Genomic DNA, 26,606 nt, shown 5'->3' with positions numbered 1-26,606 from the left:
CGCAGCACTGACCCGCCGGCTTGACGTTGCAGTAGTGCTGGTAGCCCTCGTCCACGCACCCATTGCAGTTGTTGTCCGTGTTGTCGCAGACCTCGGGGGCTGCCGAGCCGCTGATGATGTTGGACAGCGCGATGCTGAGTTCGGCCTCGTTCGAGGCGTACTGCGCGGTCCCGGTCCCCCCGGCCGCAGCAATCTGGTTCATCAGGTTTCCCTGGAACGCGAAGCCGATGACGAAGGTGCGCACCCGCCACGTGATCCCGTCCTTCGTGAACCCCGCATACATGTCGGCTGCCGCGTCGACCGCATCCGCGGGCTGATCACACGTCTCGCCGCCGTCGGTCACCAGGATCACGTTCACCGAGCGGCATCCCCGCTCCCCGTTCGCCACGCTCGTCAGCGGCGAGGGGTACGTGGGGGTGCCGGAGCTAGGGAACTGCCACTGCGACGAGTAATACGTGTACATCCCGCGCAGCATGCCGTTGAGCGGCGTGCACCCGGTCGCGAACAGCTCGCGCGCATCGGTGCAGTTGTTGTCCACGTACGCCAGCAGGTCGTTGACGTTGCTCACGGACGGCGGGGAGCTGTCCTGGAGCATCGGCACCAGGATGTTCGCCCCGCGCCGGGTCGACGAGTTCGTCCCGGTAGGCGTCGGCTCGTAGCCGCAACCCTCGTTGCAGGTGGCCCCGGGCGCGTTGTACGGGTTCCCTTGCTCGCCGTTGCTGTTCAGCGGCAGGTCGGCGTAGCTGCAGTAAGGCACGTACGTCTGCGGGTTGAAGAAATTGCACGACGTCTGCGGCCCCGTGCAGCTCAGCATCTGCCGCGCGAACGTCGCGAGGCCGAAATTCGCCTGCCCTGCGAAGGCCTGCACGGTCTTCCGCACCGCGCAGCGCCCGTGCGACAGCCGGTTCGTGCCGTAGGCGCAGCTATCCTGGAGCAGCGGGCCACCGGCAGATTGGTAAACGGAGTCCGCCATCGACCCCGAGGTGTCGAAGGCCAGCATGAAGTACGACTTCGCAGGCTGCGGCCAGTCTGCCGGGTTCGGCGAGCTGCAGTTCTGCGCATACGCAGGCGCTGCTCCGAGGGCACCGAACGCGCTCACGACCCCGGTGAAGGCCAGCCTCGTCGCAATGCGGATGCTGCGGGCACCCCAGTCGGTCTGTCTCGTCGTCATGAACTTCCGGCCCTCTCTGGTACGCGGCGCCACGACTCACTCCGGGATCGGGCTACCCGGATTGCGCGCGAAGGATTTTTTATTCCCCAACAAAGAATGCTCTCACGAGATTTACACCGGCCACAAGCACGCGCGTGCGATCGCCCCCACGCTTTTCTCGCGAGCACCTCCCACCGTGCCGGACATCTGCTCCGACCCTGATGCCCCCCCGGCCTCCTCGCCCAGGTTCTTCGAAGCGCACCTCCGCATCCCCCCCATGCAGACGCTTGCCCTGAGTCTGCGGACGCTCGGCAAGCAGGCACAGCCTTCAGGACAGAGAGGTACTTGGCCTTACTGCCAGGGGGGCGGGACAGGCAGTGCATTGCCCACGCCGCCCCTGCCTGTCCACCTACATCGACTCCAGATTAGTGCTTGGACGAGGCGGCCCCTTGAAGTACAGCCCACAGTGATGCCTCGCGCCTCCCGCCCAGGCCTTCCAAGCGCTCGCGTGGCCTCACCCCCGCCGAAGAAGGCCCGCGCGGGGGGGAGTGCAAACCCCTTCTTCAGCGCGAGCACACCTCCTCCGCGCCCCCGCTCCTCCCCGTCTCCAGCCTCACGCGACGGCGCCCGTACGGCAGGAGCCGGCGCGGCGCCTCCTTCTCAGCGGTCTAACGCTTCCTCCGCCTCCTCTGCGGCTCCTGCCGCGCGCTCGCGCGCCCGCGACCGCGAGGAGGAAGAGGAGGACCTCGACGCCGAGCAGGAGTCCCTCGACGATGGGGCCATCGGAAAGCGCGCCGCCCGCGGCCGCCCGCGCGGGCCCTTCACCCAGCACCGCCGGCTCGACGCGCTGCGCAGCCTGCTCCAGAAGCACCCCGCGGGGCTGACCATCTACGATCTCGCCCGCGAGCTCGACGTCACCCCGCGGTCCCTCCGTCGCTACCTCGCCGAGGTGCGGCGCGAACTCGACCTCATCTCCGCACCCACCCGCCCCGGCGGCCCCCGGCTCTGGCGCCTCTCCCCCAGCGAGGCTCCCCGCCGCGTCGAGATGCGCCGCACCCAGGCCTACGCGCTCCTCGCTGCGCGCCGCCTCTTCGAGCCCATGCGCGGCTCCACGCTGTTCGAGGAGATCGACCTCGCCACCCAGCGCCTCCTCGGCGTCGCCCGTCGCCCTGGCCGTGGCCCCAACGCTGGCGTCGCCGACGCCCGGCTCGAGGAGCGCTTCCTCTACCTGCCGTTCGCGCCCAAGGATTACGCCTCCAAGACGGAGGAGCTCGACGACCTCTTTCAGGCCGTCGCCGACCTGCGCCCCTTGCGCTGCCGCTACCGCCGCGCCCGGGACGGCCGCGAGGAGCGGATCACCATCCACCCCTACGCGCTCGTCCTCTACAAGGACGCCATCTACTGCGTGGGTCAGCACGCGCAGAAGGGCGAGATCCGCACCTTCCTGCTCGACCGGATGCGCGACACGGAGTGCGCGGCCACCGAGCGCTTCGAACTGCCCGAGGACTTCTCCATCGACGACCACTTCCAGGGCCAGTTCGGCATCTGGAGAGGACGGGAGCCGCTGCGCATCGTCATCGACTTCGACGAGCGCGTCACCGAGTTCGTGCGGACGCGCAACGTCCACCCCTCCCAGCAGCTCACCAACCTCCCTGGCGGCGGCGTCCGGCTGACCATGGAGATCGGCGACACTACCGAGCTGACCACCTGGGTCCTCGGGTTCGGCGAGACGGCCCGCGTCGTCGAGCCCCCCGAGCTGGTCGAGCGCGTCCAGAAAGAACTCCGCGGCGCCCTCGCCCGCTACGAGAACGCCGCGGAAAGCTCCTGAAGCGCTTCGCGCAGCGCTCGCTGCATCAGCGCTTCAGGCGCGAGCGCTTCAGGTGCGAGCGCTTCAGGGGCAAGCGCTTCAGGCGCGACCGCGTGAGGGATCGCTCACGTGGCTCAGGGCCTCGTCGAGCATGCGCTGGTGCTCCTGCGGGTCGGCCCAGCGCGCCTGACCCTCGGGCGGCAGGAGCGTGATCGGATCGAAGTAGATGTAGCGCTGACCCGGCTTCACGCTCGGCGCCTGGTAGACCGAGATCCCGGTGATCCGGTCGTAGTACTCGAACGAGTGCGCGTCGCGCTTGCCGCCACCGCCGGGCGCGTCGACCACGAAGGTCGGCGTGTTGAAGCCAGCGGTCGTCCCGCGCACGTGCTTCTCCAGCATCAGCGCGGTCTCCAGCGTGGTGCGCAGATCCTCGACACCCTGCACGAGATCGTGGACGTACACGTAGTAGGGGTGCACGTGCACCTGGCCGAGCCGCTTCACGAGCAGCTTCATCGTCTCCGGAGCGTCGTTCACGCCGCGCTGGAGCACGGACTGGTTGCGCACCGTCACCCCGCGCTCGAACAGCTTGTTCATGGCGTCGCGGGTGATGCCGGTGATCTCGTTCGGGTTGTTGAAGTGGGTGTGGAGCACGACCTCCTTGTGCAGCTTGCGCCCGAGGTCGACCCCGCGCGTCACCGCGTCCACCCACTCGTGGTCGGTGAGGATCTTCTGCGGCATCACGGCCGGGCCCTTGGTCGCCACCCGGATCCGCTGGATGTTCGGCAGCTTCAGCAGGGTCTCCAGGATCTGCGTCACCTGCTCCGGCCGGAGGTTGTAGGCGTCGCCGCCGGAGACCACGATGTCCTCCAGCTCGGGGCGCGCGGCGATGTACTCGAACGCGCGGCGCCAGCGCTCCTCGTCCACGCGGAAGTGGGTCTTCTCCACCTCGTCGGTGTCGATGCCGACCGCGTAGCTCCGGGTGCAGAACCGGCAGTAGACCGGGCACGTGTCGAGCGGCAGGAAGAGCGCCTTGTCCGGGTAGCGGTGGGTCAGGCCGGGGACCGGCGCGTCGGCGCGCTCGTGCAGCGAGTCGAGGCCGAGCTTCGGGTGATCGGGCAGGAGCCGCGACGCCAGCGGGATGAACTGGATCCGCAGCGGGTCGTGGTACGGGTCGTTCCAGTCGATGAGCGACATCAGGTACGGCGACACGCGCACGCTCATCGGCGCCCGCTGGAACCCCTCCGTGGCGTCACGGATGAATTCCTCGGAGACCAGCCCTTTCAGCGTCTCGAGCAGCTTGTCGGGACGGGTGATCGTCTTCTTCGACTGCCACCGATGGTCGAGGAACTGCTCCTCGGTGACGTCCGCATAGGCCGGGATGCGCCGCCAGTCGGGCGCCTCCAGGAGGTTCCGGTGCTTCAGCGTCGCGGGATCCACGGGCGGCTTGAGGTGCACGATCCCGGGAGCTGCTTTTTTGCCCAGCTCGATCAGATTCGGAGGAGTGGCGGTCATGGCTTCGTTGCCCTCCCCCGCAAGAAAGAAGGAGGTGCCCTAGGGTTTCTAGTGGGCCGGGCCGACTTGCACAACCCCTGTCCCGCGCCGCAGGAACTCCCGTTTCTCGCTTCGCTGCGCGCGCCGCGCGCCGATCCGCGGAACCGTTCGTCTTCCTGCCGTGCCTCCTCGGACCTGCCGCAGCGCGTTGTGCCGATCTCCGCGCCGCGCTCGGTCCTTGGCTCAGGGCTCGATGGATGCGTTCGTGGCGTCGCGGGTCGCCCGGTACCGGGCGTAGTACGTGCGCACGCGGGTCACGTAGGCCTGCGTCTCCTCGTAGGGCGGGATGCCGCCGTACCGCATGACCGCGCCCTCGCCCGCGTTGTAGCCGGCGACGGTGAGGTCGAGGTCGCCGTTGAAGACGTTGGCCAGCACGCGCAGGTAGCGCGTCCCGCCGAAGATCGCCTCGCGCGGATCGAAGGCGTCTCTGACCTGCATCCGGAGCGCCGTCTGGGGCATGAGCTGCATCAGCCCCTGCGCGCCCGCGTGCGACACCGCGCGCGGATCGTAGTCGCTCTCCACCTTGATCACCGCGCGGATCAGCTCCTCGGGGATCTGGTACAGCGTCGCCGCTTGCCGGATCCAGGCGTCGTAGCGGGTGAACCGGTCGAGGCTCCTGTCGCTCGGCGGCGACGGCGTGACGCTGCCCCGCGACGCGCCTCGCCGCTCCGGCGACTTGAGGTACAGCTTGAACTTCGGGTCCGCGGCCGCGCGGTTCGAGAAGTGCGTCACGCCCTGCTCGTCCGTGTACATGTAGATGTCGGCCTCGGCGCGGCCAGGACAGAGCGAGAGGCAGAACGCGAGCACCCCGAGGAGCACCGCCGCCCCCGAGAGGCGCTCGCTGCGCCGCCGCGAGGGCGAGGCGGGGGAGGCGGGCGAGAGGCGAGGGCTGGGCGGCGAGGAGCGGAGCTTCACGGTACGCCCTCAGGATAGAAGCCGGTGGCCCGGTCGCGCAAATGCCTGCCACCCGGATCCCGGCCGGTTGCCATCTTGTCGCACGCGGCGCCGCGCTTGCCGGATCGTCGCGCCCTCAGCGCCCGATGCGTTGCCATCCTGGCAGCGCGGCATGCCGGGGGATCAGGGTCCTGGAGCCCAGAAGGTCTTCGGCAGGGCGCCTCTGTTGGCGAGCGCGAGGAGATCCATCAGCAGCGCCACCGTCACGTGCACGAGGAAGCCCGAGTAGATGCTCCGCGTCCGCATGGCCAGCGATCCGAGGGCGATGCCCGCGACCACCGCGCCGGCTGCCTCCAGGTAGGGCTTGCCGTAGTGGATCATGCAGTAGGGCACGATCATCGCGAAGATGGCGCCGGAGCCCATGGTCTGCCGCAGGCCGGAGAGCCAGAAGCCGCGGAAGAAGATCTCGAGCGCGAAGAACTGCGCGAAGTACATCGCCTCCCACACGAGGAGGTCGAACCACGAGCGTGAGCTCTGCTTGTAGAACGGGTAGTAGTCGCCGAAGTCGGGGGAGCCCGCCACGATGACCACCGCCGGGACCACCACAGCGAGACAGAGCAGGTAGATCCAGGCGTGCTGCAGGAAGCCCTTCGTCCGCAGGCCCATGTCGAGCAGGCTGTCGCGCCGGAAGCAGATCTTCCAGATCCCGAGGGGGATGACCACGTAGCCAAAGACGCGCGTGAAGGTCCACCAGGCGTAGCTGTAAAGCTCGTTGTAGCGGCGCAGCGAGACGTACTTGCCGAGGCCACCGGGGTGGATGATCTGGTCCATCTCCACCGTGCGGAGCCAGGGGCGGATGTGGTCGGCGTAGACCTCCCGACCCCCGAAGTAGTGCTGCAGGGTGAGGACCAGGGCGGTGATGGTGAAGAGGACGGCGGGGCGGAAGTCGTACTTGCCCGAGGCGAGGGTGCGGCGCTGGTGCTCGTGCGCCGCGACGTCCAGCTCCCGCCAGGTCCGGCCGAAGAAGAGCCAGAGCACGGGCGCCAGGGCGATGTACGCCGCGACCGGGAAGAGCGCCTTGAGCACGGTCTCCAGGGCCGACGGCCCCTCGGGCACCGGGAGGGGGAGGGGGGCGGCCCGGGCGGCCTGGGCGGCCTGGGCGGCCTGGGCGAGTAGCCAGCGGCCTTGCTCCAGCATGCCCGCGCCTCTACCACGGAGCGCCACGGGGGAGTGAGCCGCAGCAGCGACGTGCAGCGGCGTGCAGCGGCTTGCAGCGGCTTGCAAATGAAGGCGCCGCTCTGCTACACCGCGCCCTCACACTGGCCGCGCGAGTCATCTCGCGCACCCTCTCAGGAGAAAACGACCATGGCACGCAAAGGTCCGCTCGCGATCGTGAACGAGCGCTTCGGTGAGAAGTCGAAGCTCGTGGAAGCCCTGAAGCAGTTCATGAACGACGACCTCTGGGTCGGGCGCATCAGCTCCGACCGCGGCGGCTCGAAGGGGCTCGAGCACGTCTCGAACGCGAAGCTCATCCGTCTTCACACCACCCTCTCCGAGGTCAAGGAGAAGTTCGGCACCCGGGCCAAGCTCGTGGACGCCGTGCTCGACACCGAGAAGCGCACGAAGGACGCCGGCTACCGGAAGCGCCTGGAGGCGTGGCCGGTTCCCCGCCTCTACGACCACTACAAGGCCGTCGCCAAGCGCGCGAAGGCAGCCGCCCCGGCCCCCAAGGCCTGACCCCTCGCCAGACCCGGCCCACCGCGTCACCTCGGCGTCGGCGCGCGTCCCCTCTGCCGGGCTTGAAGGTCGCTTCTTCCTATCGTATTCAGCCGCAGCGTGAACGCCTGGAACTCCGGGCGTTCACGGGTTCGATCACTCAACATTCTCCAGCCGGCCATGATGCATCAGGCCGGCGAGTGTCCAGCGTCGCAGCGCGGGCGGCCCGGGGCCGAGCGCGCCAGGGGGAGTGTCGTCGTCGGCTCCCCCGCGTTTTCAATCCAGGATCGATCATCACCGCAGCCTCAAGGAGGCGAAGAAGTTGAGCAGCACGCACGAGCAGGACCCCAGCGCGTGGACCACCGACGACGCGAAGGAGCTCTACATGATCGACCGGTGGGGTCGCGGCTACTTCGACGTGGGCTCTGAAGGCAAGATCAGCGTGTCGCCGTTGCAGGAGCGCGGCAGCAAGATCTCCATCCTCGACGTGGTCGAAGCCGCGCGCGAGCAAGGGCTGCGTACGCCGCTCCTCATCCGCTTCCAGGACCTCCTGCACCACCGGGTGCGGACCCTGAACGAGGCGTTCATCCGCGCCATCGCCGACGTGAAGTACCGCGGCGTCTACCGCGGCGTCTTCCCGATCAAGGTCAACCAGCTCAAGGAGGTGGTCGAGGAGATCCTCGAGGCTGGCAAGACCTACCACTACGGCCTCGAGGTCGGCTCGAAGCCCGAGCTGTTCGCCGGGCTCAGCGTCCACACCGACAACGAGTCGCTCATCATCTGCAACGGCTACAAGGACGAGAACTTCATCCGCACGGCGATGATCGGCCGCAAGCTGGGCAAGAAGGTCCTCCTCGTCGCGGAGAAGCTCTCCGAGGTGCGGACCATCACCCGCGTCGCGCGCGAGATGAACGTCGAGCCCATGGTCGGGCTGCGCGTCCGGCTGATGACCGAGGGCGCCGGCAAGTGGGCGTCGAGCGGCGGTGAGCACGCGAAGTTCGGCCTCTCGACCGCGGAGATCCTCGCGGCGTGCAACATCCTCGCCGAGGCGGGGATGAGCGCGTCGTTCAAGCTCCTGCACTTCCACATCGGCTCGCAGGTACCCGACATCCTCATCGTCAAGCGCGCGGTGCGGGAGGCGACCCGCCACTACGCCAAGCTCCGCAAGATGGGGCACAAGATCGAGTACATGGACGTCGGCGGCGGCCTCGCCATCGATTACGACGGCTCCCGCTCCACCTTCCACTCGTCGATGAACTACTCCGTCGAGGAGTACGCGCGCGACATCGTCCACAACATCGCGGACATCTGCGACGACGAGAAGGTGCCGCACCCGAACATCGTCTCCGAGTCCGGCCGCGCCATCGTGGCCCACCACTCGGTGCTGGTGGTGCAGGCCTTCGGCTCCATCGAGAAGACGCCCGTCACGCCGATCGACATCCAGGCCGAGGAGCACAAGCTCATCCAGACCCTGCTGGAGACGCGCGACAACCTGACGGCCTCGAACCTCGCCGAGTCGTGGCACGACATCCTCCAGGTGAAGGAGGAGTCGCAGAAGATGTTCGAGCTCGGCCTGCTCAACCTCGACGTCAAGGCGCGGGTCGAGACGCTCTACTGGGAGAACGCCGAGAAGATGGCGCTGCTCGCGGCCTCGCTCAGCGAGGAAGAGGCCCCCGAGGACGTCGTGCAGCTCCGCACCCAGCTCGCGGACCAGTACATCTGCAACTTCTCGGTCTTCCAGTCGCTCCTCGACCACTGGGCGCTCGGCTCGCTCTTTCCGGTGGTGCCCATCCACCGCCTGAACGAGCGCCCCGCGGCCGACAGCACCCTGGTCGACATCACCTGCGACTCCGAGGGCAAGGTCAGCAAGTTCATCGACCTGTCCGACGTGCGCGACACGCTGCCGCTCCACGGCCTGAACGGCGAGGAGCCGTACTACCTCGGCATCTTCCTCACCGGCGCCTACCAGGACATCATGGGCGACATCCACAACCTGTTCGGCCGCGTGAACGAGGTCCACGTGTTCCTCGATTCGGACGAGGAGTGCGGCTACTACATCGAGGAGACCATCGCGGGGAACCAGATCCGCGAGGTCCTCGGGCTCACCCAGTACGACACGCCAGGGCTCATCGCGCGGGTGAAGGCGCAGGTCGATGGGGCGATCAAGCAGGACCTCCTCAAGCCCACCGAGGGCATGCGCCTCCTCGCCGACTACGAGCGTGGTCTCAAGGACCAGACCTACCTGAGCTTCTGACGCATGAGCCGACCGGGGTGGGCGCGGCAGGCGTTGCTGGTGGCCGGGAAGGACCTGGCCATCGAGCTGTCCACGGGCGAGATCGTCACCACCAGCGGCTTCTTCGCCGTGCTGGTGGCGGTCATCGCCTCGCTCGCCTTCTTCGCCGGCCAGGGCGCCTCGGAGCAGGTGGCGCCCGGCGTGATCTGGGTGAGCGTGACCTTCGCGTCCGTGCTCGCCCTGAGCCGCACCTGGCAGCGTGAGCGCGAGGAGGGCGCGCTGAGCGGCCTGCTGGTCATGCCCGTGCAAAGGAGCGCGATCTTCGCGGGCAAGGCGCTCGGGGTGCTCTCCTTCGTGGCGGCGGTGGAGATCATCGTGATCCCGGTGGCCGCGCTGCTCTTCTCGGTCGACCTCCGCAAGGTGGCGCTCGGGCTGTTCCTGCTCTGCGTCGCGGCGACCCCCGGCATCGCGGCGAGCGGGACCCTGTTCGGGGCGATGACCGTGCGCACGCGGGCGCGGGATCTCGTGCTCGCGAGCGTGCTGTTCCCGCTGCTCGCGCCCACCATGCTCGCGGCCGTGGCAGGCACGCGCGAGCTGTTCGGCGGGGCGCCCGTCGGCGAGCTGACCGATTACCTGATCCTGATGGGCGTGTTCGACGTGGTCTTCGTGGCCGGTGGGCTCGGCCTGTTCGAGCTGCTGATCGAGGGGTGAGCCGCGTCAGGGCACGGCGCGGGCGGTGGTGAGGACGTCGTCGGCGGTGATCCGAGCCGCTGCGAGCAGGGCGCCTGGCTCCGGTGGCGCACCGGTGCACTCGCCCACGGCCCAGAGCCCGTCGCCCGCGCGCCCCCGCGCGTCGACGACCACGGTGTAGCCCGCGCCGTCGCGGTACTGCACCTCGGCGCCTGCCTGCGCTGCCACCTCAAACGCGGGGGCGCCCGGCGTGGAGAGGGCGAGGGCCACGGCCTTCACCGTGCGGCGCCGGGGCGGGGTGCCCTCCTTGACGAAGACGCCGCGCACCTCGGAGCTGCCGCGCACGCCGAGGAGCGAAGGCAGCGGCACCCGTTCGCCGAGGGCGCTGCCAAGGCGGGCCGCTGCCTCGTCCGCCCAGAAGCCCTCGCCGGCGATCACCACCGGCCCGTCCGGGGTGATGCCGCAGGCGAGGACGCGGCAGAGCGCCCTCGCGGAGAGGATTCCGGGGAGGTCGTTGCCGGGGAAGGCGGCCATGCCGTCGTGCGCGCCGGTGGCGAAGATCCTGGCGCGGGCCCGGATCACCAGCGCCCCGGCGTCGCCCGCGGCGAGGATCTCGCCGAGGTAGACCCCGGCCGCGACGTGCCGCAGGAGCACCTCCACGCCTTCCAGCGGGTGCGCCGCGAGCACCTCCGCCGCGCGGTGGGGGAAGCGCGGCGAGGTGGCCCTCGCGCCTTCGAGATCGGCGCAGAGCGAGAGCCCGTCGTGGACGAGCGCCACGCGGAGCCCCTGCCGCGCGAGCCTGGAGGCGACGGCCACGCCCGCGGGACCACCGCCCACCACGGCGGCGTCGACGTCGAGGCGGCGCGCAGGGTGGGGCTCCTCCACACTGGTGGGGAGCCGGCCGAGGCCAGCGACCTTCTGCGCGAACGACTGCATCACGTCCTGCAGGCCGGGGATGCCGGCCATGAGGTGGTGGTGATCGAGCCCGTTCGGGAAGAACCAGTCCGTGACCCGCAGGAGATCGGCGTTCCTGGAGCCGAGGACGTTCTGGGTCTCGATCTGCTCGCCGCCCAGGGCCGGGCGGGTGCAGGTCATGACGTTGGGCACTCCATCCACGCGCGCCAGGCACCCGTCGCATCCTCCGCGCAAGCAGCTCGGTCCGCGGGGCCTGTGCAGCTTGGGGCTGCGCGCGAGCCGCAGGTTGTCGGAGGCGAGGAGCGCGACGGCCAGCGGCTCCCCCCGCTCGGCAGGGACGGGGTCGCCGTCGATGGTGATGGTCACGGGGTCGCGGAGCGCGCGGGTGCGCCGGAGCATGGGAGGACCCTAGTACAGCCCGTCCCCGGCGGCTCCCGGGTTCGTCCCCCGCAAGCCCTGAGCGGCCGGGGCTCGGGGCCTCGTCACCGGCATCGTCGGCCCCATCGACGTCCGGAGCGCCTCCGCCCTCATTCAAGGATGTCTCGCCAGAACAGTGCCCCCCATTTCAGGTGTGGTCTATGCTGCGACGATACATGCGCCTTGGCATCCTCGGCCCTGCCCAGGGAGACCTCCCCGCCCTTGCGCGGGCGGCGCAGCTCCTGCTCGACCAGGCCCACGCCGACAAGGTCCTCTACGTCGCCGACGACGATGCGCTGGACCAGGTGGTGGCAGGGTGGGCCCGGGAGATCGTGGGCGGTGATCCCCGCGAGGGGTCGATCTTCGCGCGGGCTGCGCGCTGCGCGAGCGCGAGCGCCGAGGTCATTCACCGCTTCGTGGCCTCGGAGCGGGCGAGGCTCCAGCTCCGTGTCCTCTGCACCTTGCCCCCGGGGCGGCGCACCATCGAGCTGCTGGACGGCCGCGTCGTCCTCTTCGTCTTCGACAAGGCCACGCTCGAAGAGGAGGACGTCCTCCCCGCGTCCGTGCTGGTGGTGGGCAAGAGCCCGTCGTCGTTCATCCGCAAGGCGGGCTCGCGGACCTTCGTCGCGCCCGGCCCCATCGGATCGCAGGACGGCGGTGCCGCGTTGCTCGACGACGGGGGAGGTGGGCTGCGCATCGAGGTGATGAACCCGAAGGGCACCGTCACCGCGCGCGAGACGGTGGGTGGCCAGCTCGGCGCCGCGAAGATGAAGGTTCAGGGTGGCTCGGGAGGCTGAGATGGGCGAGGCGCCGGCGGAGGCGTCGGTGGACCTGGCGTCCTCGCGGCGGGTGGCCATTTTCGGGGGCAGCTTCAACCCCATCCACGTCTCGCACGTGCTCGCTGTGACCTATGCGCTGTCGGTGGCGCCGATCGACGCGGTGATGGTGATTCCGGTCTACCAGCACCCTTTCGCGAAGGAGCTGGCCCCCTACGAGGATCGCCTCGCCATGTGTCGGCTCGCCGTCGGCTGGCTCCCGTCCGTGGAGGTGTCCACCGTGGAGCGGGAGCTCGGGGGAGAGAGCCTGACCCTCCGCACCCTGGAGCACCTCGCCGCGACCCACCCGGACTGGTCGATGCGGCTGCTCGTGGGCGCCGACGTGCTGCCGGATCTACCGCGGTGGCACCGGTTCGAGCGGATCGCGGAGCTGGCGCCGCCGCTGGTGCTCGGCCGGGCCGGCCTCACGCCGGATCCGGACGACCCGCCCTCCACGCTGACCGCGCCCGAGCCCCTGCTCCCCGCCGTATCCAGCACGGAGGCGCGTGCGGCGCTCGCTGCAGGCGCTCTGGAGGCCGTGCGCTGGATGCTGCCGCGGGCCGTGCTCGAGCACATCGTGGCGCGTGGCCTCTACCGGGGAACGGACGTGAAGCGGACATGAACGCGAAGACGGGAAAGCGGAGCGGAACGACCAGGGGCAGGGGCGCGACGAAGACCGATCGTGGTGAGATCGCGATCTTCATCTATGGCGGAGGCAAGGTGGGACGCGGCCTGCAGCGGGCTCTCCGCGCCGTCGGGCAGCCCTCCACCTTGCGGCCTGCGCGGCAGGGGTTGCCGCGGCGGCGCATCGACGCGGATCTCGTCATCGTGGCGCTGCGCGACCGTGACCTCGCCGCCTGCGCCGAGGCGCTGCGGGAGCGGGGGCTCGTCGGCCACCGGAGATGCGCGGTGGTCCACTGCGCAGGCGCGCTCGGGCCCGAGGCGCTCGCTGCCGTGCGCAGCGCGCAGGTCGCTGTGGCGCAGATGCATCCGATGATCTCGTTCGCGTCCCCGGCCGTGACGCCGGGCCTGCTGCGTGGGCAGCTCCACGTGGACGGCGATCCCTATGCGGTGCGTCTCTGCCGCGCGCTCGGGAAGCGGCTCGGGATGACGCCCCGCACCATCCCCGGCCTCGACCGGGTGGCGTACCACGCCGCAGCCGGGATCGTCGCCAACGGCGCTGCGGCGCTCGCGGCCGGAGGCGTGGGGCTGCTGGAACGTGCCGGGGTGACGCGGGAGACGGCCGCCGCGATGCTCGGTCCGCTCCTGCGCACGGTGGCCGACAACGTGGAAGCGCTCGGTCTGCCGGGCGCGCTGACAGGGCCCGTCCGCCGTGGGGACGCGGCCGGCATTGCCAGGCACCTGGAGACGCTGCGGCGGCTCGCGCCCGAGCTCATCCCTCTCTACGAGGTGTCGGCGGCGGTCCAGCTACCCCTGGCGCGTACCCTCGGTGAGGCGCCTGCCGAGGCCTTCGACGCGGTGGAAGCTGCGCTGAAGCGAGCGCCGTAGAGCCCTGCTGGAACGGGCGCCCCGGTTCGTGCGCTCCAGGATCGTTCCAGGGCAGCCACCAGCGCCCTCCGGGTTCTCCATGCTTCGTGGTCGTCGATCCCGCACGCTTCCGTAGACGGGCGTCGGGAGGCGCAGGTAGTCTGGACATCGGTGCGAAACGCCGTCGCTGCTACCTCTCCGCAGACGTCGGTCGAAGCTGGTGGCTTCCGCCTGCTCGACGGTCTCGTGCGGGATCCGGCCACCCGGGGATTGCACTATCTCCACGGTCCGCGGTCCGTGCTCGATGCCACCGCGGCCCACGTCGCCCGGCGCGTCCGTGCCTCCGGCAGGCCTCTCGTGTGGGCGCGTCTCGGCGGCGGCTGCGCGGGCGGCTGCGCGTTCCGTGAGCTCGCGCTGCGCTGCGGGGTGCACACGGCCGATCCGCTGGCCGCTGCGCGGGAGATCCTCGCCTCGATGGAGGGCGCGGTCCTCCTCGTGATGGAGGGCGCGGCGACGGGCTGGGGGCATGCGGTCGCCGAGGAGATGACCCGGCTCGTGGCCACGCAGGCGGTGCAGGCAGCGCAGGCGGCGCGCGTGCTCGTTCTCGTGTGCAGCGAGGGCGCGCCGACGCCCTGGGCGCCGACCATCGCGCTGCGCGGCTCGATCGGGCGCGAGGAACTCCACCTCTGGTGGGAGGCGCTCGCGGGCGAGGCACAGCGGCAGCTCGGCGCGCGCTTCGATCGCCTCGACGCGCTCGACGGGTGGTGGACCTCGGCCGTTGCCGTGGAGCCAGGCGCGCCGAGGCCCGCGCCCGAGCTGCGCCCGACCGCGGCGAAGCTGCTCACCCGGCTCACCCTCGCGCAGATGCCCTGGCACGCGGCGCAGCTAGGGAACCTGCTCCCCACCGGGATCGCGGTGGCAGCCTGCGCGGAGGCGCGTGACGAGCTGCTCTCGCTCGGTCTCGTCGAGGTCGACGCGCGGGGCTGGGTCATCCCCATCGCGCCCCCCATGGCTCCTGCGAACCCGGCCCGGCCGGACGACACGCTGGCGGCCGCGGAGGCTCTCGAGAAGCTGAGTGCCGAGCCCTGGGCGTGGCTCCGCGCGAGTGAGCTGCTCGCGGGCCTCGGCCTCATCGACCGCGCCGAGGATGTCGCGCTCCGCGCCCTTGCCTGGGTGACCGACCCTGCCGCGCGCTCGGATCTCTGGCGGCGCTGGACGCGCGCGCTCGAGGGGCTGCCCAGGGAGGCCTCGGGCGCGTGCCTCCTCAGGGCGGCGCAGCTTGCCATGCAGGTCGGCGACGTCGACCGCTCCTTCGAGCTTGCCCGTGCCTCGGTGGCGCGCGAGGGCGAGGTGTTCGAGCCGCTGCTCACCCTGGGCCGCGCCATGATGGCGCGCGGGGATCTGACCACCGCGGCCATCGTCCTCGGCAAGGCCCTGGAGCGCGCCCAGATGCCCGCGGAGCGCGCGCGTGCGCTGGTGCAGCTCGCCGACACCCACTACAAGGCGGGCGATTTCGCGACAGCCCGGCGCGCCGCGGAGGCAGGGCTCGCGGACGCAGGCGATCTCGAGGCGCGGCTCGACGCGCGCAACGTGCTCGGCAAGCTGCTCCTCGCGGACGCCTCCTGGGCCGAGGCGGAGCGCCACTTCGCGGCCGACGGCTGGGACGCCGCGTGCGGGAACGACCTGCACCGCGAGCTGCGCGCGCGCATGAACCGCGCCGTCGCCCTCCTGTCCGGCGGCAGCGACGACGAGGCGCGCGCGATGCTGCTCTCCGTGCTCGACGACGGGCAGCGCGCCGGTGAGTCCCGCGCCACCGCGTTCGCGCTGAGCAACCTCGCGGTGATCGCCACGCAGCGGACCGACTACGCCGAGGCCCTCCGGCTCTCCGAGCAAGCGATCGACGTCTCGCGCCAGGTCGGTGACAGGGTGGGGCTCGCGAACTGCATCGCGAACCTCGCGGAGCTTCGCCTCCGGGTCGGCCTGGTCGCCGAGGCCGAGCAGGCCCTCGCCTTCGGGCGCAAGGTGTGCAGCGCGGGCCTGCCGGGGACGTGGGCGCCCCACTTCGCGCTGGTCATGGCGCAGATCCGGCTGGCGCAGGGGAGGAGCGAGGAGGCCCGCACCGAGGTGACCAAGGCCATCGCCTCCGCGTCCGGCTCGAACCACGGCGCGAAGCGGTCGGAGTGCCACGCGATGGCTGCCCGGGTCGCGCTCGACGAGGGCGACGTCACCCGCGCCGCGCAGGCCCTGGATCGCGCCCGGGGTGACCAGAACCCGCCCGCGCTCCTCGCCGAACTCGCACTCCTCGATGCGGAGCTCGCGCGTGCAACTGGCGAGCCGTTCGGGGAGCTTTCGCTGCTCGCTCTGGACCGCGCCCGCACGGCGAACGACGACGAGCGCGCCCGGGAGGCGTACGTGCTCCTCCACCACGCCGCGGTGCTCGGGAGCGATCGCCGCGCGGCGCGCGCGCACCTCACCTCGGCGTGCGCGCTGAGAGATCAGCTCGCCGACGCGCTGCCCCCCGAGCTGCGCGCGAAGTTCCTGGCGCGCCCGACCATTGCCGCGCTCTGCCGCGCTCAAGCGGCGTTCGTGCCCGAGGACCGCGACTCGAGCCGCGGCGAGCGCGGGCCGTTGAGCGGGCCAGTGAGCGGGCCAGCGAGCAGCATGGAGGGCGATCTCGCGGCGCGCCCCTCGTCACTGCGCGCCTCGGCACCCGCGTCGAGGGACGGCGTGATGCCCGCTGCCCAGAGGATGGCAGGGCGGACGCCGGCGGTGGTGTCGCTCCTGTCGCAGATCCACAAGGTGGGTCCCACCGACGCGACGGTGCTCATCTTCGGCGAGAGCGGCACGGGCAAGGAGCTGGTCGCCGAGGCGCTCCACGAGCTGAGCCCCCGCAAGAGCGGCCCGCTCGTGAAGGTCAACTGCGCGGCGCTCGTCGAGACGCTGCTCCTCTCCGAGCTGTTCGGCCACGAGAAGGGCTCCTTCACGGGCGCCGCGGCCCGGCGGCGCGGGCGCTTCGAGCTGGCCGAGGGGGGCACCCTGTTCCTCGACGAGATCGGCGACATCTCGCCGAGGACGCAGGTCGCGCTCCTGCGGGTGCTCCAGGACCGCACCTTCGAGCGGGTCGGCGGCGTCACGCCCCTCCGCGCGAACTGCCGCATCGTGTGCGCCACCCACCGCGATCTGCGGGCGATGGTGGCCCGCGGCGAGTTCCGTGAAGACCTCTACTACCGCCTCCGGCAGGTCGTGCTGGAGGTCGCCCCCCTCCGGCAGCGCATCGGTGACCTCCCGCTCATCGCGGCGGAGATCCTCACCCGGATCGCCCGCGAGCGGGGCAACGTCCCGAAGCGCCTCTCGGACGACGCCACCGCGGCGCTCTCCACCTACGCCTGGCCCGGCAACGTGCGCGAGCTCGAAAACGCGCTCCGCGCCGCGGCCCTCTTCGCCGAAGGCAACGTCATCGAGCTCGCTGACATCACAGCCAACGTGGATGATCTGCGCGGACTCGCCGCGGCTGCCCCCCTGGCAGAGCCGAGCGCGGGAGCCGCGTCCCTCCGCGGGGGCGACACGGCGATCCCCTCCGCCCCGCCCTCCTCCGATCCGCGCCCGTCAGACCCGGGCAGGACGCCCGTGGAGGCGGCCTACGCCCATGTGCGCGCCGGGGTGAGCCTGAGCGACATGAAGCGCGAGATCGAGCGGGAGTGCATCGCGAGGGCGCTCACCGAGAGCAACGGGAATATCACGCGCGCGGCAACGCTCCTTGGAATGAAGCGACCGCGGCTCTCACAGCTTGTGAAGCAGTACGGCTTCGGCGGATGCTCGGAGGACTGACCATGAGTGGTTGGACGAACAGGTGTGGTTTCATGGGACCGGCGCTCGCGCTCCTGCTCGCGACAACGCTCGGCGGCTGTGTGGTCGAGCCGGTGGAGTCCGAGGAAGATCTGCTGGCGGTGGAGCAGAGTGAGCTCGAGGCGGCCGACGAGGCGCAGAGCGACCTGATCCCAGTGCCGGGGGAGGACGTCGCCCAGCAGGGGACCCTCGGCACCGATCCGAACCCGAACCCGTGGAAGGACCTGATCAGCCCTCCCACAATCCTGCCCGATCCGAACCCGAATCCGTGGGAGCCCGGTACGAACCGGAAGAAGCACTGAGCCACCTCCCGGGAAGGCCGCCACCCGGGGCGGAACCGCTCCTGAGATTCTCTGCCGCCTCCCGGCCTCACCTCGCTTCTCTGCACCTTCCCGCGCCCGCCTGCGCGACGCCGCGCGCTCTGCGCTAGGCTTCGATCGTGCCGCCCCTAGGCTTCGACCTTCGCACCCGGACCGCCCTGGTCTGCGGGTTCCTCGCGCTCGTCATCGCAGCCTCGACGCTGCTCCGGGGCCGGGTCCGCAAGGTCCACCTGTTCTTCGCCGCCTTCGCGGCGGACATCGGGCTCTGGTACCTCGCCCAGTTCTTCTTCGGTTACTTCCGGGACTCGATCTGGGAGCGCTTCACGGGCCTGCTCGCGGTGCTGCTCCCGCAGTTCGCCCTGCACCTGTTCCTCGCGATGGTCCCCCACGAGGGCAACCGCCCCTCGCGGCTGCTCCGAGTCGCGCACGTGCTCGCGATCCCGCTGGCGATCGTGGTGTTCCTGCGGTGGGAGCCCGGATCGTGGCCGGACTGGGTGACGCGCGTCGGCGTCTTCCTCTACGTGTTCGCGCTCCTCACGTGCGGCCTCTACACCCTGGGACAGCGGGGCAAGCGCAGCCCGTCGCGCGCGGCGCAGCGGCGGGTGAGGTTCCTCGTGGTGATCGGCGCCCTCGCCGGCCTCGCCAGCGTCGCCGACTTCGCGTGGTTCTTGCGGGCCCAGCTCCCCCCGGTGGGCGCGGCGCTCTCCATCGTGTTCATCTTCGTGCTGGCGCAGGCCCTCCGCCACGAGCGGCTCCTCGACCTCTACGAGATGCTGGCGCGCCTGCTCATCGCCACCGCCGTCGCGTTCCTCATCGCGCTGATGTTCTACATCGTGCTCACGTTCCTCGGTGGGTACAACACGATGTACCTGAACGCCGTGCTCGCGGCGATCGTGCTCATGGTCCTCTCCGACCCGCTGCAGGAGCGGGTGGAAGAGCAGCTCCAGCGCGTGTTCTTCCGCGAGCGCGTGGATCTCGAGCGGAGCGTGGCCGAGGCGAGGCGGCGCCTCGTGCACACCCTGGAGGTCGACGAGATGGGCGCCATCGTGATGACGGCGCTGGAGCAGTCGCGGCGCGCCACGGCGGCGGCCCTCTACCTCCACGATCGGGACGGCAACGGCTTCGCGCGCCTCGCCTCCCTGGGCCCCCGCTCCCCCGACAGGATCGAGGTCGCCACCGCGCGCGCCCTGCTCGATCGCCTCGATCGCGGCCCCGTGGTGCTGGAGACCCTGGAGCGCGAGACGCGCGAGTCCCGGGAGCGCGGCATGGGAGGCGGCGCCGACGAGGCGGTGGTCGCGGCGGCCGACGTCCTCGGCAGCCTGCGCTCGGCGGTGGTGCTCGCCGTGCGCGACGAGGACCGGGAGCTCATCGGTCTGCTCGTGGTCGCCGACACGCGGGTGCGCGACGCCTTCTCACCGGAGGAGATCTCGCTGCTCGAGACCATCGCCGCCCAGATCGGGGTCGTGGTGGAGAACAGCCGCCTCTACGATCAGATGAAGGAGCGCGACCGGCTGGCGCTCCTCGGGCAGATGGCCGCCGGCATCGCCCACGAGATCAGGAACCCCCTCGGCGCGATCAAGGGCGCCGCGCAGCTCCTCGCCGATCCCACCCCCGACGCGCCGGTCGATCCCTCCTCGCGCGAGTTCCTGGGGATCATCCTGGAGGAGGTCGACAGGCTCGATCGCGTGGTGCGCTCGGTGCTCGATCTCGCGCGGCCCGCGCAGGACATGGTCGGCCCCGTCGACGTCAACGCGGTGGTGCGACGCACCCTCCAGGTGCTCTCGACCGAGCGCCTGGACGACGACCTCGTGGTCGACTCGGTCCTCGACCCTTCGCTGCCGCGGGTGGGGATCGATCCGGAGCAGCTCCGCCAGGTGCTGATGAACCTCTTCCGCAACGCCGTGCAGGCCATGAAGGGGCGGGGCAAGGTGGTGGTGAGCACCAGGGTGCGGTTCGGGCGGGGCACCCGCTCGGGTTCAGGCGCTGCCGACGAGCCGTTCGTGGAGCTGACCGTCGCCGACAACGGCCCTGGGATCTCGCAGAAGGTGCTGGAGAGCATCTTCCTGCCCTTCTTCACCACCAAGGAGAAAGGCACGGGCCTCGGGCTGGCGATCAGCCAGCGCATCGTGCAAGGGGCGGGGGGCCGCATCGAGGTGCGCTCGTACGAGGGGAAGGGCAGCACCTTCGCGGTGATCTTGCCGGCCGTCACCGACGCCCTCGGGACTCCGGCGCCCGGGCCGACCGGCAAGACGCCCGTGCGCTCCACGGTCGCCCCCGTGACACCCCCGGCGCCCGAGTCGTCGTCCGGGCTCTCCGTGTGACGCCGAGGGAGACCCGCCTCAGTCGTCGTTCTGCATGAGCCCGCGGATTCTCCCGTCCGGGAGGAGCTTCACCCGCAGCGCGGCGGGCTCCCGCGGGAGGCCCGGCATGGTCATCATCTCGCCGGTCAAGGCCACGACGAAGCCCGCCCCGGCGCTCAGCCGCAGCTCGCGCACGTTCACCGTGAAGCCGCGTGGCCTGCCGTGGATCGCCGGGTCGTCGGTGAGCGAGAGCTGCGTCTTCGCCATGCACACCGGCAGCTCCGCGCCGCCCAGCGCTTCGAGCCTCGCCCGATCCTTCTCCGCCCCGGCGCTCAGCGTCACGTCGTCGGCGCCGTACACCACCCGGGCGATCTTGCGGATCTTCTCCTCCAGCGGGTCGCTCAGCGCGTAGGCGAAGCGAGGCGCTGGGGGCGCGTCATCCGAGGCCTCCGCCGCCTGGGCCACCGCCTCGGCGAGATCCAGGGCGCCCTCGCCGCCGCGCGCGAAGCCCTCGCAGCGGGCCATGCGCACGTTGCGCTCCCGCAGCGCCTCCTCCACGAGCGTGAGCTCCTCGGCCGTGTCGTTCGGGAACACGTTGATGGCCACGACCACCGGCAGCCCGTAGAACGCGGCGGTCTCCAGGTGCTTGGCGAGGTGATCGAAGCCGCGGCGCAGCGCCTCGGCATCTGGCTCGGCCGCGCGCTTCACCGGCGCCCCGCCGTGCATCTTCAGCGCCCTCAGCGTCGCCACCAGCACGAGCACCCGCGGCCAGATCCCGGCGGCGCGGCACTTGATGTCCAGGAACTTCTCGCCGCCGAGATCGAACCCGAAGCCCCCTTCGGTCACCACGAAGTCGGCGTGGGTGATCCCGAGCCGCGTCGCCAGGATGGAGCTGCACCCGTGGGCGATGTTCGCGAAAGGCCCCGCGTGCACCAGCGCCGGGCCCCCCTCCGCCGTCTGCACCAGGTTGGGCTTGAGGGCGTCGCGCAGGAGCGCCGTCATCGCCGACGCGGCGCCCACGTCGGCCGCGGTCACCGGCGCCCCGCCGAGCGAGGTGCCCACCACGATGCGGCCGAGCCGCTGCTCCAGGTCCTCGTAGCTCGACGCGAGCGCCACGATCGCCATCACCTCGCTGGCCGCGGTGATGTCGAAGCGGTCCTGCCGCGGGACCCCGTCCGTCTTGCGCCCGAGGCCGAGCACCACGTTGCGGAGTGCCCGGTCGTTCATGTCGAGCGCCCGCCCCCAGGTGATGCGGCGCGGATCGAGGGGGTCCTTGGGACCGCAGTGCACGCCGAAGTGGCAGGCGTTGTCGATCATCGCCGAGAGCAGGTTGTGCGCGGTGGTGATCGCGTGCAGGTCGCCGGTGAAGTGGAGGTTGATGTCGTCCGAAGGCACGAGGGTGGCGCGCCCGCCGCCGGTGCCGCCGCCCTTCACCCCGAAGACCGGGCCGAGCGAGGGTTCGCGCAGGCAGAGCGCGACGCGCTTGTCGAGGCGCCTGAGCCCCATGGCGAGGCCGACCGACGTGGTGGTCTTGCCCTCGCCAGCAGGCGTCGGGTTGATGGCGGAGACGAGCACCACGCGACCCGCCCCCCGCGGCGCATCGGTGAGCGCGGCAAGGTCGACCTTCGCCTTGCCGCGGCCGTAGATCTCCAGGTGCTCCTCTGCGATGCCTAGCTCGCTGGCGACGTCCTGGATTCGCTGAGGGGAGAACGTGCGGTTGCTCGACGACATGCTTCCTCCTTCATCCACCCATCCGGACCCGGATCATCCGTACCGCGAGGCCAGGAGCCCCCGGAGCGCCTCGCTCCCCCGGACCAGATCGAGGGTGTGCGCGGCGTGGTGGTGGGCGTAGCCGTTTCCGATGTAGAGGTCCACGTCTCTGCCGATGCCCTCGGCGCCGAGCGCTGCGGCGGTGAAGCTCGTGCTCATCGCGAAGTAGTAGACCTTGCCGCGGTCCTTCGTGGCGACGATCGCCGACAGCTCCACGCCGCCCACGTTGACGCAGGACAGCGTGAGATCCGCGCCCGCGCCCCCCGTGTGCGGCAGGACAGCGTCGCGGACTGCGAGGGGGTCGCGCGCGTCGGCGACCACCACCGCGTCACAGATGCCGAGGGCGCGCAGCTCCTCGGCATAGGCAGGGAATGACTCGACGCCGATCACCCGCCCCTCCATGCCGACGCGACGTCGCGCCTCGGCGGCGCAGAGCAGCCCCGACTTTCCGCCGGCCCCGAGCACCGCCACGGCCTCTCCCGGCTGCGCGAGCCGGGCCACCTGCGGCGCTGCGCCTGCGACGTCGAGCAGCGCCAGCGCGAGCCGCTCCGGCATGTCGGTGGGCATCTTCGCGACGGGCGCCGAGTGAAAGAGGATGGCCGTGCCCTCCACGTCGACCTGAGCCGACGCCGGGCGCACCGCGAGGATGCGGCGGACCGTGAGGGGCGTCAGGGAGAGGGAGGCCAGCGTGGCCACCCGGTCTCCCACCGCGAGCCCTCGGTCCGTGGCCTGCGCACCCACCCGGCGCACGACGCCGAGGAGCATCCCACCCGAGCCCGTCACCGGGTTGTGCTGCTTGCCGCGCCGCGCGATCGTCTCCAGGACGAGGCGCTCCACGCCTTTCAGATCTCCCCCCGACGCTTCCTCCATCTGCCGGAAGCTGGCTGCATCGATGTTCAGGGTCTCGACGTCCACGAGGATCTCGGTGGAAAACTCGCGGGAGGGGTCGGCATCCAGCCGCTCCGCCGGCTGGGGCATGGCGCCGGGAGGGGAGAGGACGCGGTGCGTGCCCAGAAGGTCGCCGGGGGGCACGCTGGTCGTGCCGGCAGGGAGGGTAGGTTCGTGGCTCACGCCGGCCCGCTTACCACACCCCGGCCCCGCTCCGGCAGGTTCCGCCAGTGGGGAGGGGCGGCGCGGGAGGGGCGAGGCATGGAGATGGAAGAGGGGCGGGGAAGGAGAGGCGTTGCAGAGACCCACGAGAATCCGGGGAGTACGACGTAAACGACGGCATCCAGCCGACGATCGCTTGACCTTCTTCGCCACGCGAAACTAGACTCTCAGCCTTGCTGGCGTTCGCGTAGCGCGACGAAGCTACTCGCTCTCTCCGATGGTCAATCAAGCTCCCAAGGTGGCGCCGCGCAATCTGGCGCTGCGTTTCATCTCGGGGAAGTATCAAGGCGGCGAGTTTCCCCTGGCGGAGAACCAAGAGATCTTCGTCGGGCGGTCGAGTGATCTCGACATGGTACTCGTCGAGGACATGGTGTCTCGCCGACACGCGAGGATCGCCTGTTCGACCGACCAGATCCTCATCGAGGACCTGGGGTCCACGAACGGCACCTTCGTCAACGGCGAGAAGATCAAGCAGACGGCCCTGAAGGAGGGCGACCGGGTGCTCATCGGTACGAGCATCCTCAAGGTCGTCTCCGTGGATCCGTCGGCCCCCGCGCCCCGGCGTCGTCTGGACGAGCCCTCGATGCGCACGGGCCAGACGAAGACCATGTCGGGGTCGATCGACGAGATCCCGTTGCCCGACCTGCTTCAGCTCTTCGGCACCTCGAAGAAGAGCGGCGTGCTCGTCATCCGCTCCGAGGATGACGTCGGCAAGATCTACCTCCGCAAGGGGATCGTCACCTACGCGACGATCAACGATCTCGCGGAGATGCCGCCGATGAAGAGCATGTACCGGGTCCTGACCTGGACCGGCGGCACCTTCGACCTCGAGCCTGCCGAGGAGCGGGTCATCGCGGGAGAGATCAGCGCCACGGTTCAGGAACTGCTGATGGATGGGCTTCGTCAGATCGACGAGCTGAACAACATCCGTCACCAGCTCCCGGAACTCTCGGCCCAGCTCGTGGTGCCTCACCCCCTGAAGCCGCTCCTGCGAGACCTGAGCCACGTCGAGCTCGACGTCTTCCAGATCGCCTTCAACCAGCGGCTCATGGCCGCGGTCCTCAACAAGTGCCCGGCCACGGACCTGGAGACGGCGCAGGCCGTGCTCAAGCTCATCCAGGGTGGCTACCTCCGCGTCGAGTGAAGGGGGACCCCGCCGGGGGTCCTTCTGTCGAGCGGTGGGCTTGCTGCGCGTCGCCTGAGGGATCGGGAGATGGCGCCACGGCACGGGCTGAGGTGCGCGTTCGCATCGCCTGGGGATTGAGCGACGGCGCCACAGCACGGGCTGCCGTGGGTGTGCCTCGGGCCGGCGAACCTGCGCCGCGCCGTCACGGCTCGTGGGCTGGACGTGCGCCGTAGAGCGCCGTAGAGCGCCGCCGTCACGGCTCGCGGTCTGGAAAGGCGCGGCGCATCGCCGATCTGAACCATACGGCCGGGGACATTGTCCGCTTCCCGAGGCGACGGGCGTCAGGCCCGAAGCGGCAGAGTGCTCTGGGAACCGCGCCTGGATCGCGGGGTGGGGGGCCCCGACGAGCTTTGCTCGGCGGGTGCGACTGGCATGGCCAACAGACAGGAGGTGGAAGTCCAAACCCGGGGCCCAAACGGAGGGAACCCGACACCGAGGAGACAAGGGCCCGAGGGCGACCGAGGGTCTGGTGGAAGTCGTAGGTGCGTGGCCGTGTCGAGCGAGAGCGAAGCGCCGAAGAGGCGGCTGCACTTGGGTGAGCTGGCCCGCAGCAGTGAAGCCCGAAGTCCGCTGGAAGTGCAGGCGTAGAGGCGACGAGAGGGCCACGAAGTCCGTTGGTGCTTACCCAGTGAGATCTGCCGGGCTCCGCGCGAGCGGTAGCCTGTAGGACGCAAGAACGAAAGGCGATGACCCGGCAGAAGTCAGAGGACCGCGTAGTACCGAAGGGCCGCCGAAAGACGGTCTCAACCCGGAGCATGGAAAGCGTCGGGGGAGGGAAGGCGGTCCCGGTCAAACAACGGACGGGGCAACTTGAACTGCCACTCGGGACAGCCGAAGACCGGAAGGCGAGAGCCAACTGGGCCGACGGCGTGGTGGCCGGAGGCCGACCTCCGGCTGCAGCGCACGCGGTGCCGAAGCCGAGGAGCAAGAACGAGAAGACCCCGTCGGCAACGATGGAAGAGGTGACGGAGCGACTGCGAGAGGCTTTCCAGAACGTGGCAGCAAATCGGGGAGCACCTGGCCCAGACCGGCAGAGCGTGGAAGAGGTGCGCGAGCATCTCGACGAGGTGATGGCGGAGCTGAGCGTCGCCCTGCGAACAGGGACCTACACGCCCGGAGAGAGCCGACGGGTGTGGATCCCGAAAGTGGGGGGAGGCCAGCGCGGTCTTGGCATTCCCAATGTCATTGACCGGGTGGTGCAGGAGGCGGTGCGGCTGGTGTTTGAGCCGCTGTACGAGCCAACGTTCCATGACAGCAGCCACGGATTTCGGCCCAGTCGGAGCTGCCATACGGCGATCGACCAAGCCCGGAAGCATGTGGAAGAGGGGTACGAGTGGGTGGTGGACATCGACCTGGAGAAGTTCTTCGATCGCGTCCATCACCAGCGATTGATGGCGCGCCTTTCAGAGCGCGTCAGCGATCGTCGGCTACTCGTGCTCATCGGAAAGATGCTCAGGGCGCGGGTGGTGATGCCGGAGGGGGTGGTGGTGAGCACGGAGCAGGGGGTGCCTCAAGGTGGCCCTCTGTCGCCGCTGCTCAGCAACATCGTGCTGAACGAGCTTGATCACGAGCTTGCAAGGCGCGGGCACCGATTCGTGCGCTACGCAGATGACTGCAACATCTACGTCTGCAGTGAGCGGGCAGGTCAACGGGTGATGGCCAGCGTGACGAGCTTCATCGAGAGGCGCTTGCGCCTGCAGGTGAATGCCGGCAAAAGTGCGGTCGCCCGACCCGAAGAGAGACACTTCCTCGGTTTCCGGCTGCGGCGTGAGCCGATGGATGGAGAGGTGGAGGTGCTGCTGTCGACGCGCTCGCAAGAGCACGTACGCAGCAGGATCCGAGAGCTGACACCCAAGAGCTGGGGAGACTCGCTCCGAGCGTGTATCCAGCAGCTCAACGGGCTTCTGGTCGGATGGATCAACTTCTTCGGGATCTGCACAGACAGGGCCGAGAATGCGCTCCGAAGCCTGGACGGCTACAGTCGGCGACGACTGCGGGCCATCCAGCTTGCGCACTGGAAGACCAAGAGCACCATCGCGCGAAAGCTGATTCGGCTGGGGGTGAAGCCGCGCACCGCGTGGCGGAGCGTCTACGAGGGCCGCAAGTCCCTGTGGGCGCTGAGTCACAGCGTCGCGACCGAGCGAGGACTCCGCAACGCGTACTTCGCCGAACGGGGGCTCGTCTCGCTCGTGGAACGGTGGCGGCAACACCCGCGGCGCGTCATTGCCCCGGTCCAGCTCTCGCTGGCCGGGATAGTTTGAGGTCGTGAACCGGCCGGCGGCGGGGGTCGCAACCCGTCGTCCCGAAGAGCCGGATGTGAACAGCACTTGTCCGGTTCCGTGAGAGGAGCCCCCGGGTAACCGGGGGCTCCTCCTCGATGGGCGCGAGCCCCTGCCGT

Annotated in this window: 19 protein-coding genes; 12 read left to right on the top strand and 7 right to left on the bottom strand. The window is 70.3% G+C overall.

The annotated features are described in order from the left end of the window. On the bottom strand, positions 1-1,171 hold a 1,171-nt coding region (locus CAP_RS41125), incomplete at its 3' end, for a vWA domain-containing protein (protein ID WP_044251417.1). Positions 1,172-1,658: 487 nt separating this feature from the next. Between CAP_RS41125 and CAP_RS41120 the strand changes: the two genes are divergently transcribed. Then, positions 1,659-2,978 carry a helix-turn-helix transcriptional regulator gene (locus CAP_RS41120; RefSeq protein ID WP_231512001.1) on the top strand — a complete coding sequence of 440 codons (1,320 nt, stop codon included), beginning with the start codon at positions 1,659-1,661 and terminating at the stop codon, positions 2,976-2,978. 78 nt (positions 2,979-3,056) lie between these two features. On the opposite strand, the gene CAP_RS41115 is transcribed toward CAP_RS41120, so the two are convergent. The 3 genes from CAP_RS41115 to CAP_RS46735 form a co-directional block, all read right to left on the bottom strand. After that, the gene (locus tag CAP_RS41115) at positions 3,057-4,469 is read right to left on the bottom strand and encodes a KamA family radical SAM protein (protein ID WP_044251412.1); all 1,413 of its coding nucleotides are present in this window, start codon (positions 4,467-4,469) and stop codon (positions 3,057-3,059) included. 222 nt (positions 4,470-4,691) lie between these two features. Further along, entirely contained in the window at positions 4,692-5,423 is a 732-nt protein-coding gene (locus tag CAP_RS41110; RefSeq protein ID WP_081865799.1) for a lytic transglycosylase domain-containing protein, read from the bottom strand. A 162-nt stretch (positions 5,424-5,585) separates the two neighbouring features. Beyond that, on the bottom strand, positions 5,586-6,599 hold the full coding sequence (locus CAP_RS46735; RefSeq protein WP_081865798.1) for a CPBP family glutamic-type intramembrane protease: 1,014 nt from the start codon (positions 6,597-6,599) through the stop codon (positions 5,586-5,588). A 168-nt stretch (positions 6,600-6,767) separates the two neighbouring features. Between CAP_RS46735 and CAP_RS41100 the strand changes: the two genes are divergently transcribed. The 3 genes from CAP_RS41100 to CAP_RS41090 all read left to right on the top strand — a co-directional run bounded on the left by CAP_RS41100 (position 6,768) and on the right by CAP_RS41090 (position 10,062). After that, complete coding sequence (locus CAP_RS41100) at positions 6,768-7,139, top strand: hypothetical protein (protein ID WP_044251410.1); 372 nt, start codon at positions 6,768-6,770, stop codon at positions 7,137-7,139. Between the two features lie 301 nt (positions 7,140-7,440). Further along, the gene (gene speA / locus CAP_RS41095; RefSeq protein ID WP_081865797.1) at positions 7,441-9,372 is read left to right on the top strand and encodes a biosynthetic arginine decarboxylase; all 1,932 of its coding nucleotides are present in this window, start codon (positions 7,441-7,443) and stop codon (positions 9,370-9,372) included. A 3-nt stretch (positions 9,373-9,375) separates the two neighbouring features. Next, on the top strand, positions 9,376-10,062 hold the full coding sequence (locus CAP_RS41090; RefSeq protein WP_044251405.1) for a heme exporter protein CcmB: 687 nt from the start codon (positions 9,376-9,378) through the stop codon (positions 10,060-10,062). Between the two features lie 6 nt (positions 10,063-10,068). On the opposite strand, the gene CAP_RS41085 is transcribed toward CAP_RS41090, so the two are convergent. Continuing rightward, positions 10,069-11,355 (bottom strand): 2Fe-2S iron-sulfur cluster-binding protein, encoded by a 1,287-nt coding sequence (locus CAP_RS41085; RefSeq protein ID WP_044251402.1) that lies wholly within the window; start codon positions 11,353-11,355, stop codon positions 10,069-10,071. Between the two features lie 194 nt (positions 11,356-11,549). Between CAP_RS41085 and CAP_RS41080 the strand changes: the two genes are divergently transcribed. The 6 genes from CAP_RS41080 (at position 11,550) to CAP_RS41045 (ending at position 20,163) form a co-directional block, all read left to right on the top strand. Then, positions 11,550-12,170 carry a hypothetical protein gene (locus CAP_RS41080; protein WP_044251399.1) on the top strand — a complete coding sequence of 207 codons (621 nt, stop codon included), beginning with the start codon at positions 11,550-11,552 and terminating at the stop codon, positions 12,168-12,170. A gap of 34 nt (positions 12,171-12,204) precedes the next feature. After that, the gene (gene nadD, locus CAP_RS41075) at positions 12,205-12,810 is read left to right on the top strand and encodes a nicotinate (nicotinamide) nucleotide adenylyltransferase (RefSeq protein WP_044251428.1); all 606 of its coding nucleotides are present in this window, start codon (positions 12,205-12,207) and stop codon (positions 12,808-12,810) included. Then, on the top strand, positions 12,807-13,697 hold the full coding sequence (locus CAP_RS41070) for a DUF2520 domain-containing protein (protein WP_081865796.1): 891 nt from the start codon (positions 12,807-12,809) through the stop codon (positions 13,695-13,697). The genes nadD and CAP_RS41070 overlap by 4 nt, the downstream gene beginning before the upstream one ends. 276 nt (positions 13,698-13,973) lie before the next feature. Further along, positions 13,974-17,504, top strand: coding sequence for a sigma 54-interacting transcriptional regulator (locus tag CAP_RS46730; protein WP_156041616.1), 3,531 nt, complete (start codon positions 13,974-13,976; stop codon positions 17,502-17,504). A 2-nt stretch (positions 17,505-17,506) separates the two neighbouring features. After that, the gene (locus CAP_RS41050) at positions 17,507-17,824 is read left to right on the top strand and encodes a hypothetical protein (protein WP_197041569.1); all 318 of its coding nucleotides are present in this window, start codon (positions 17,507-17,509) and stop codon (positions 17,822-17,824) included. Between the two features lie 137 nt (positions 17,825-17,961). Further along, positions 17,962-20,163, top strand: coding sequence for an ATP-binding protein (locus tag CAP_RS41045; protein WP_081865795.1), 2,202 nt, complete (start codon positions 17,962-17,964; stop codon positions 20,161-20,163). Between the two features lie 18 nt (positions 20,164-20,181). On the opposite strand, the gene CAP_RS41040 is transcribed toward CAP_RS41045, so the two are convergent. Both CAP_RS41040 and kdd read right to left on the bottom strand, forming a co-directional pair. Next, positions 20,182-21,873, bottom strand: a complete 1,692-nt coding sequence (locus CAP_RS41040) for a formate--tetrahydrofolate ligase (RefSeq protein WP_044251387.1) — start codon at positions 21,871-21,873, stop codon at positions 20,182-20,184. 33 nt (positions 21,874-21,906) lie between these two features. Beyond that, positions 21,907-22,983: an L-erythro-3,5-diaminohexanoate dehydrogenase gene (gene kdd / locus CAP_RS41035; protein WP_197041568.1), complete on the bottom strand. Its 1,077-nt coding sequence runs from the start codon at positions 22,981-22,983 to the stop codon at positions 21,907-21,909. Between the two features lie 256 nt (positions 22,984-23,239). On the opposite strand from kdd, the gene CAP_RS41030 reads away from it, so the two are divergent. Then, positions 23,240-24,166 (top strand): DUF4388 domain-containing protein, encoded by a 927-nt coding sequence (locus tag CAP_RS41030; protein WP_044251384.1) that lies wholly within the window; start codon positions 23,240-23,242, stop codon positions 24,164-24,166. A gap of 728 nt (positions 24,167-24,894) precedes the next feature. Continuing rightward, positions 24,895-26,469 carry a group II intron reverse transcriptase/maturase gene (gene ltrA, locus CAP_RS41025; RefSeq protein ID WP_231511999.1) on the top strand — a complete coding sequence of 525 codons (1,575 nt, stop codon included), beginning with the start codon at positions 24,895-24,897 and terminating at the stop codon, positions 26,467-26,469. Positions 26,470-26,606 lie beyond the last annotated feature (137 nt).

It is taken from the genome of Chondromyces apiculatus DSM 436, from assembly GCF_000601485.1.
Lineage (GTDB): Bacteria > Myxococcota_A > Polyangia > Polyangiales > Polyangiaceae > Chondromyces > Chondromyces apiculatus.
Note: the sequence above shows the minus strand (reverse complement) of the source record. Positions and strands in the feature narration are given on the sequence as shown.

What these genes read in the sequence shown, in the direction of transcription:
- CAP_RS41115 (WP_044251412.1), bottom strand. Translation starts at nt 4,469, where the DNA reads ATGACCGCCACTCCTCCGAATCTGATCGAGCTGGGCAAAAAAGCAGCT.
- CAP_RS46735 (WP_081865798.1), bottom strand. Translation starts at nt 6,599, where the DNA reads ATGCTGGAGCAAGGCCGCTGGCTACTCGCCCAGGCCGCCCAGGCCGCC.
- CAP_RS41100 (WP_044251410.1), top strand. Translation starts at nt 6,768, where the DNA reads ATGGCACGCAAAGGTCCGCTCGCGATCGTGAACGAGCGCTTCGGTGAG.
- CAP_RS41090 (WP_044251405.1), top strand. Translation starts at nt 9,376, where the DNA reads ATGAGCCGACCGGGGTGGGCGCGGCAGGCGTTGCTGGTGGCCGGGAAG.
- CAP_RS41085 (WP_044251402.1), bottom strand. Translation starts at nt 11,355, where the DNA reads ATGCTCCGGCGCACCCGCGCGCTCCGCGACCCCGTGACCATCACCATC.
- CAP_RS41080 (WP_044251399.1), top strand. Translation starts at nt 11,550, where the DNA reads ATGCGCCTTGGCATCCTCGGCCCTGCCCAGGGAGACCTCCCCGCCCTT.
- CAP_RS41070 (WP_081865796.1), top strand. Translation starts at nt 12,807, where the DNA reads ATGAACGCGAAGACGGGAAAGCGGAGCGGAACGACCAGGGGCAGGGGC.
- CAP_RS41050 (WP_197041569.1), top strand. Translation starts at nt 17,507, where the DNA reads ATGAGTGGTTGGACGAACAGGTGTGGTTTCATGGGACCGGCGCTCGCG.
- CAP_RS41040 (WP_044251387.1), bottom strand. Translation starts at nt 21,873, where the DNA reads ATGTCGTCGAGCAACCGCACGTTCTCCCCTCAGCGAATCCAGGACGTC.
- CAP_RS41030 (WP_044251384.1), top strand. Translation starts at nt 23,240, where the DNA reads ATGGTCAATCAAGCTCCCAAGGTGGCGCCGCGCAATCTGGCGCTGCGT.
- ltrA (WP_231511999.1), top strand. Translation starts at nt 24,895, where the DNA reads ATGACCCGGCAGAAGTCAGAGGACCGCGTAGTACCGAAGGGCCGCCGA.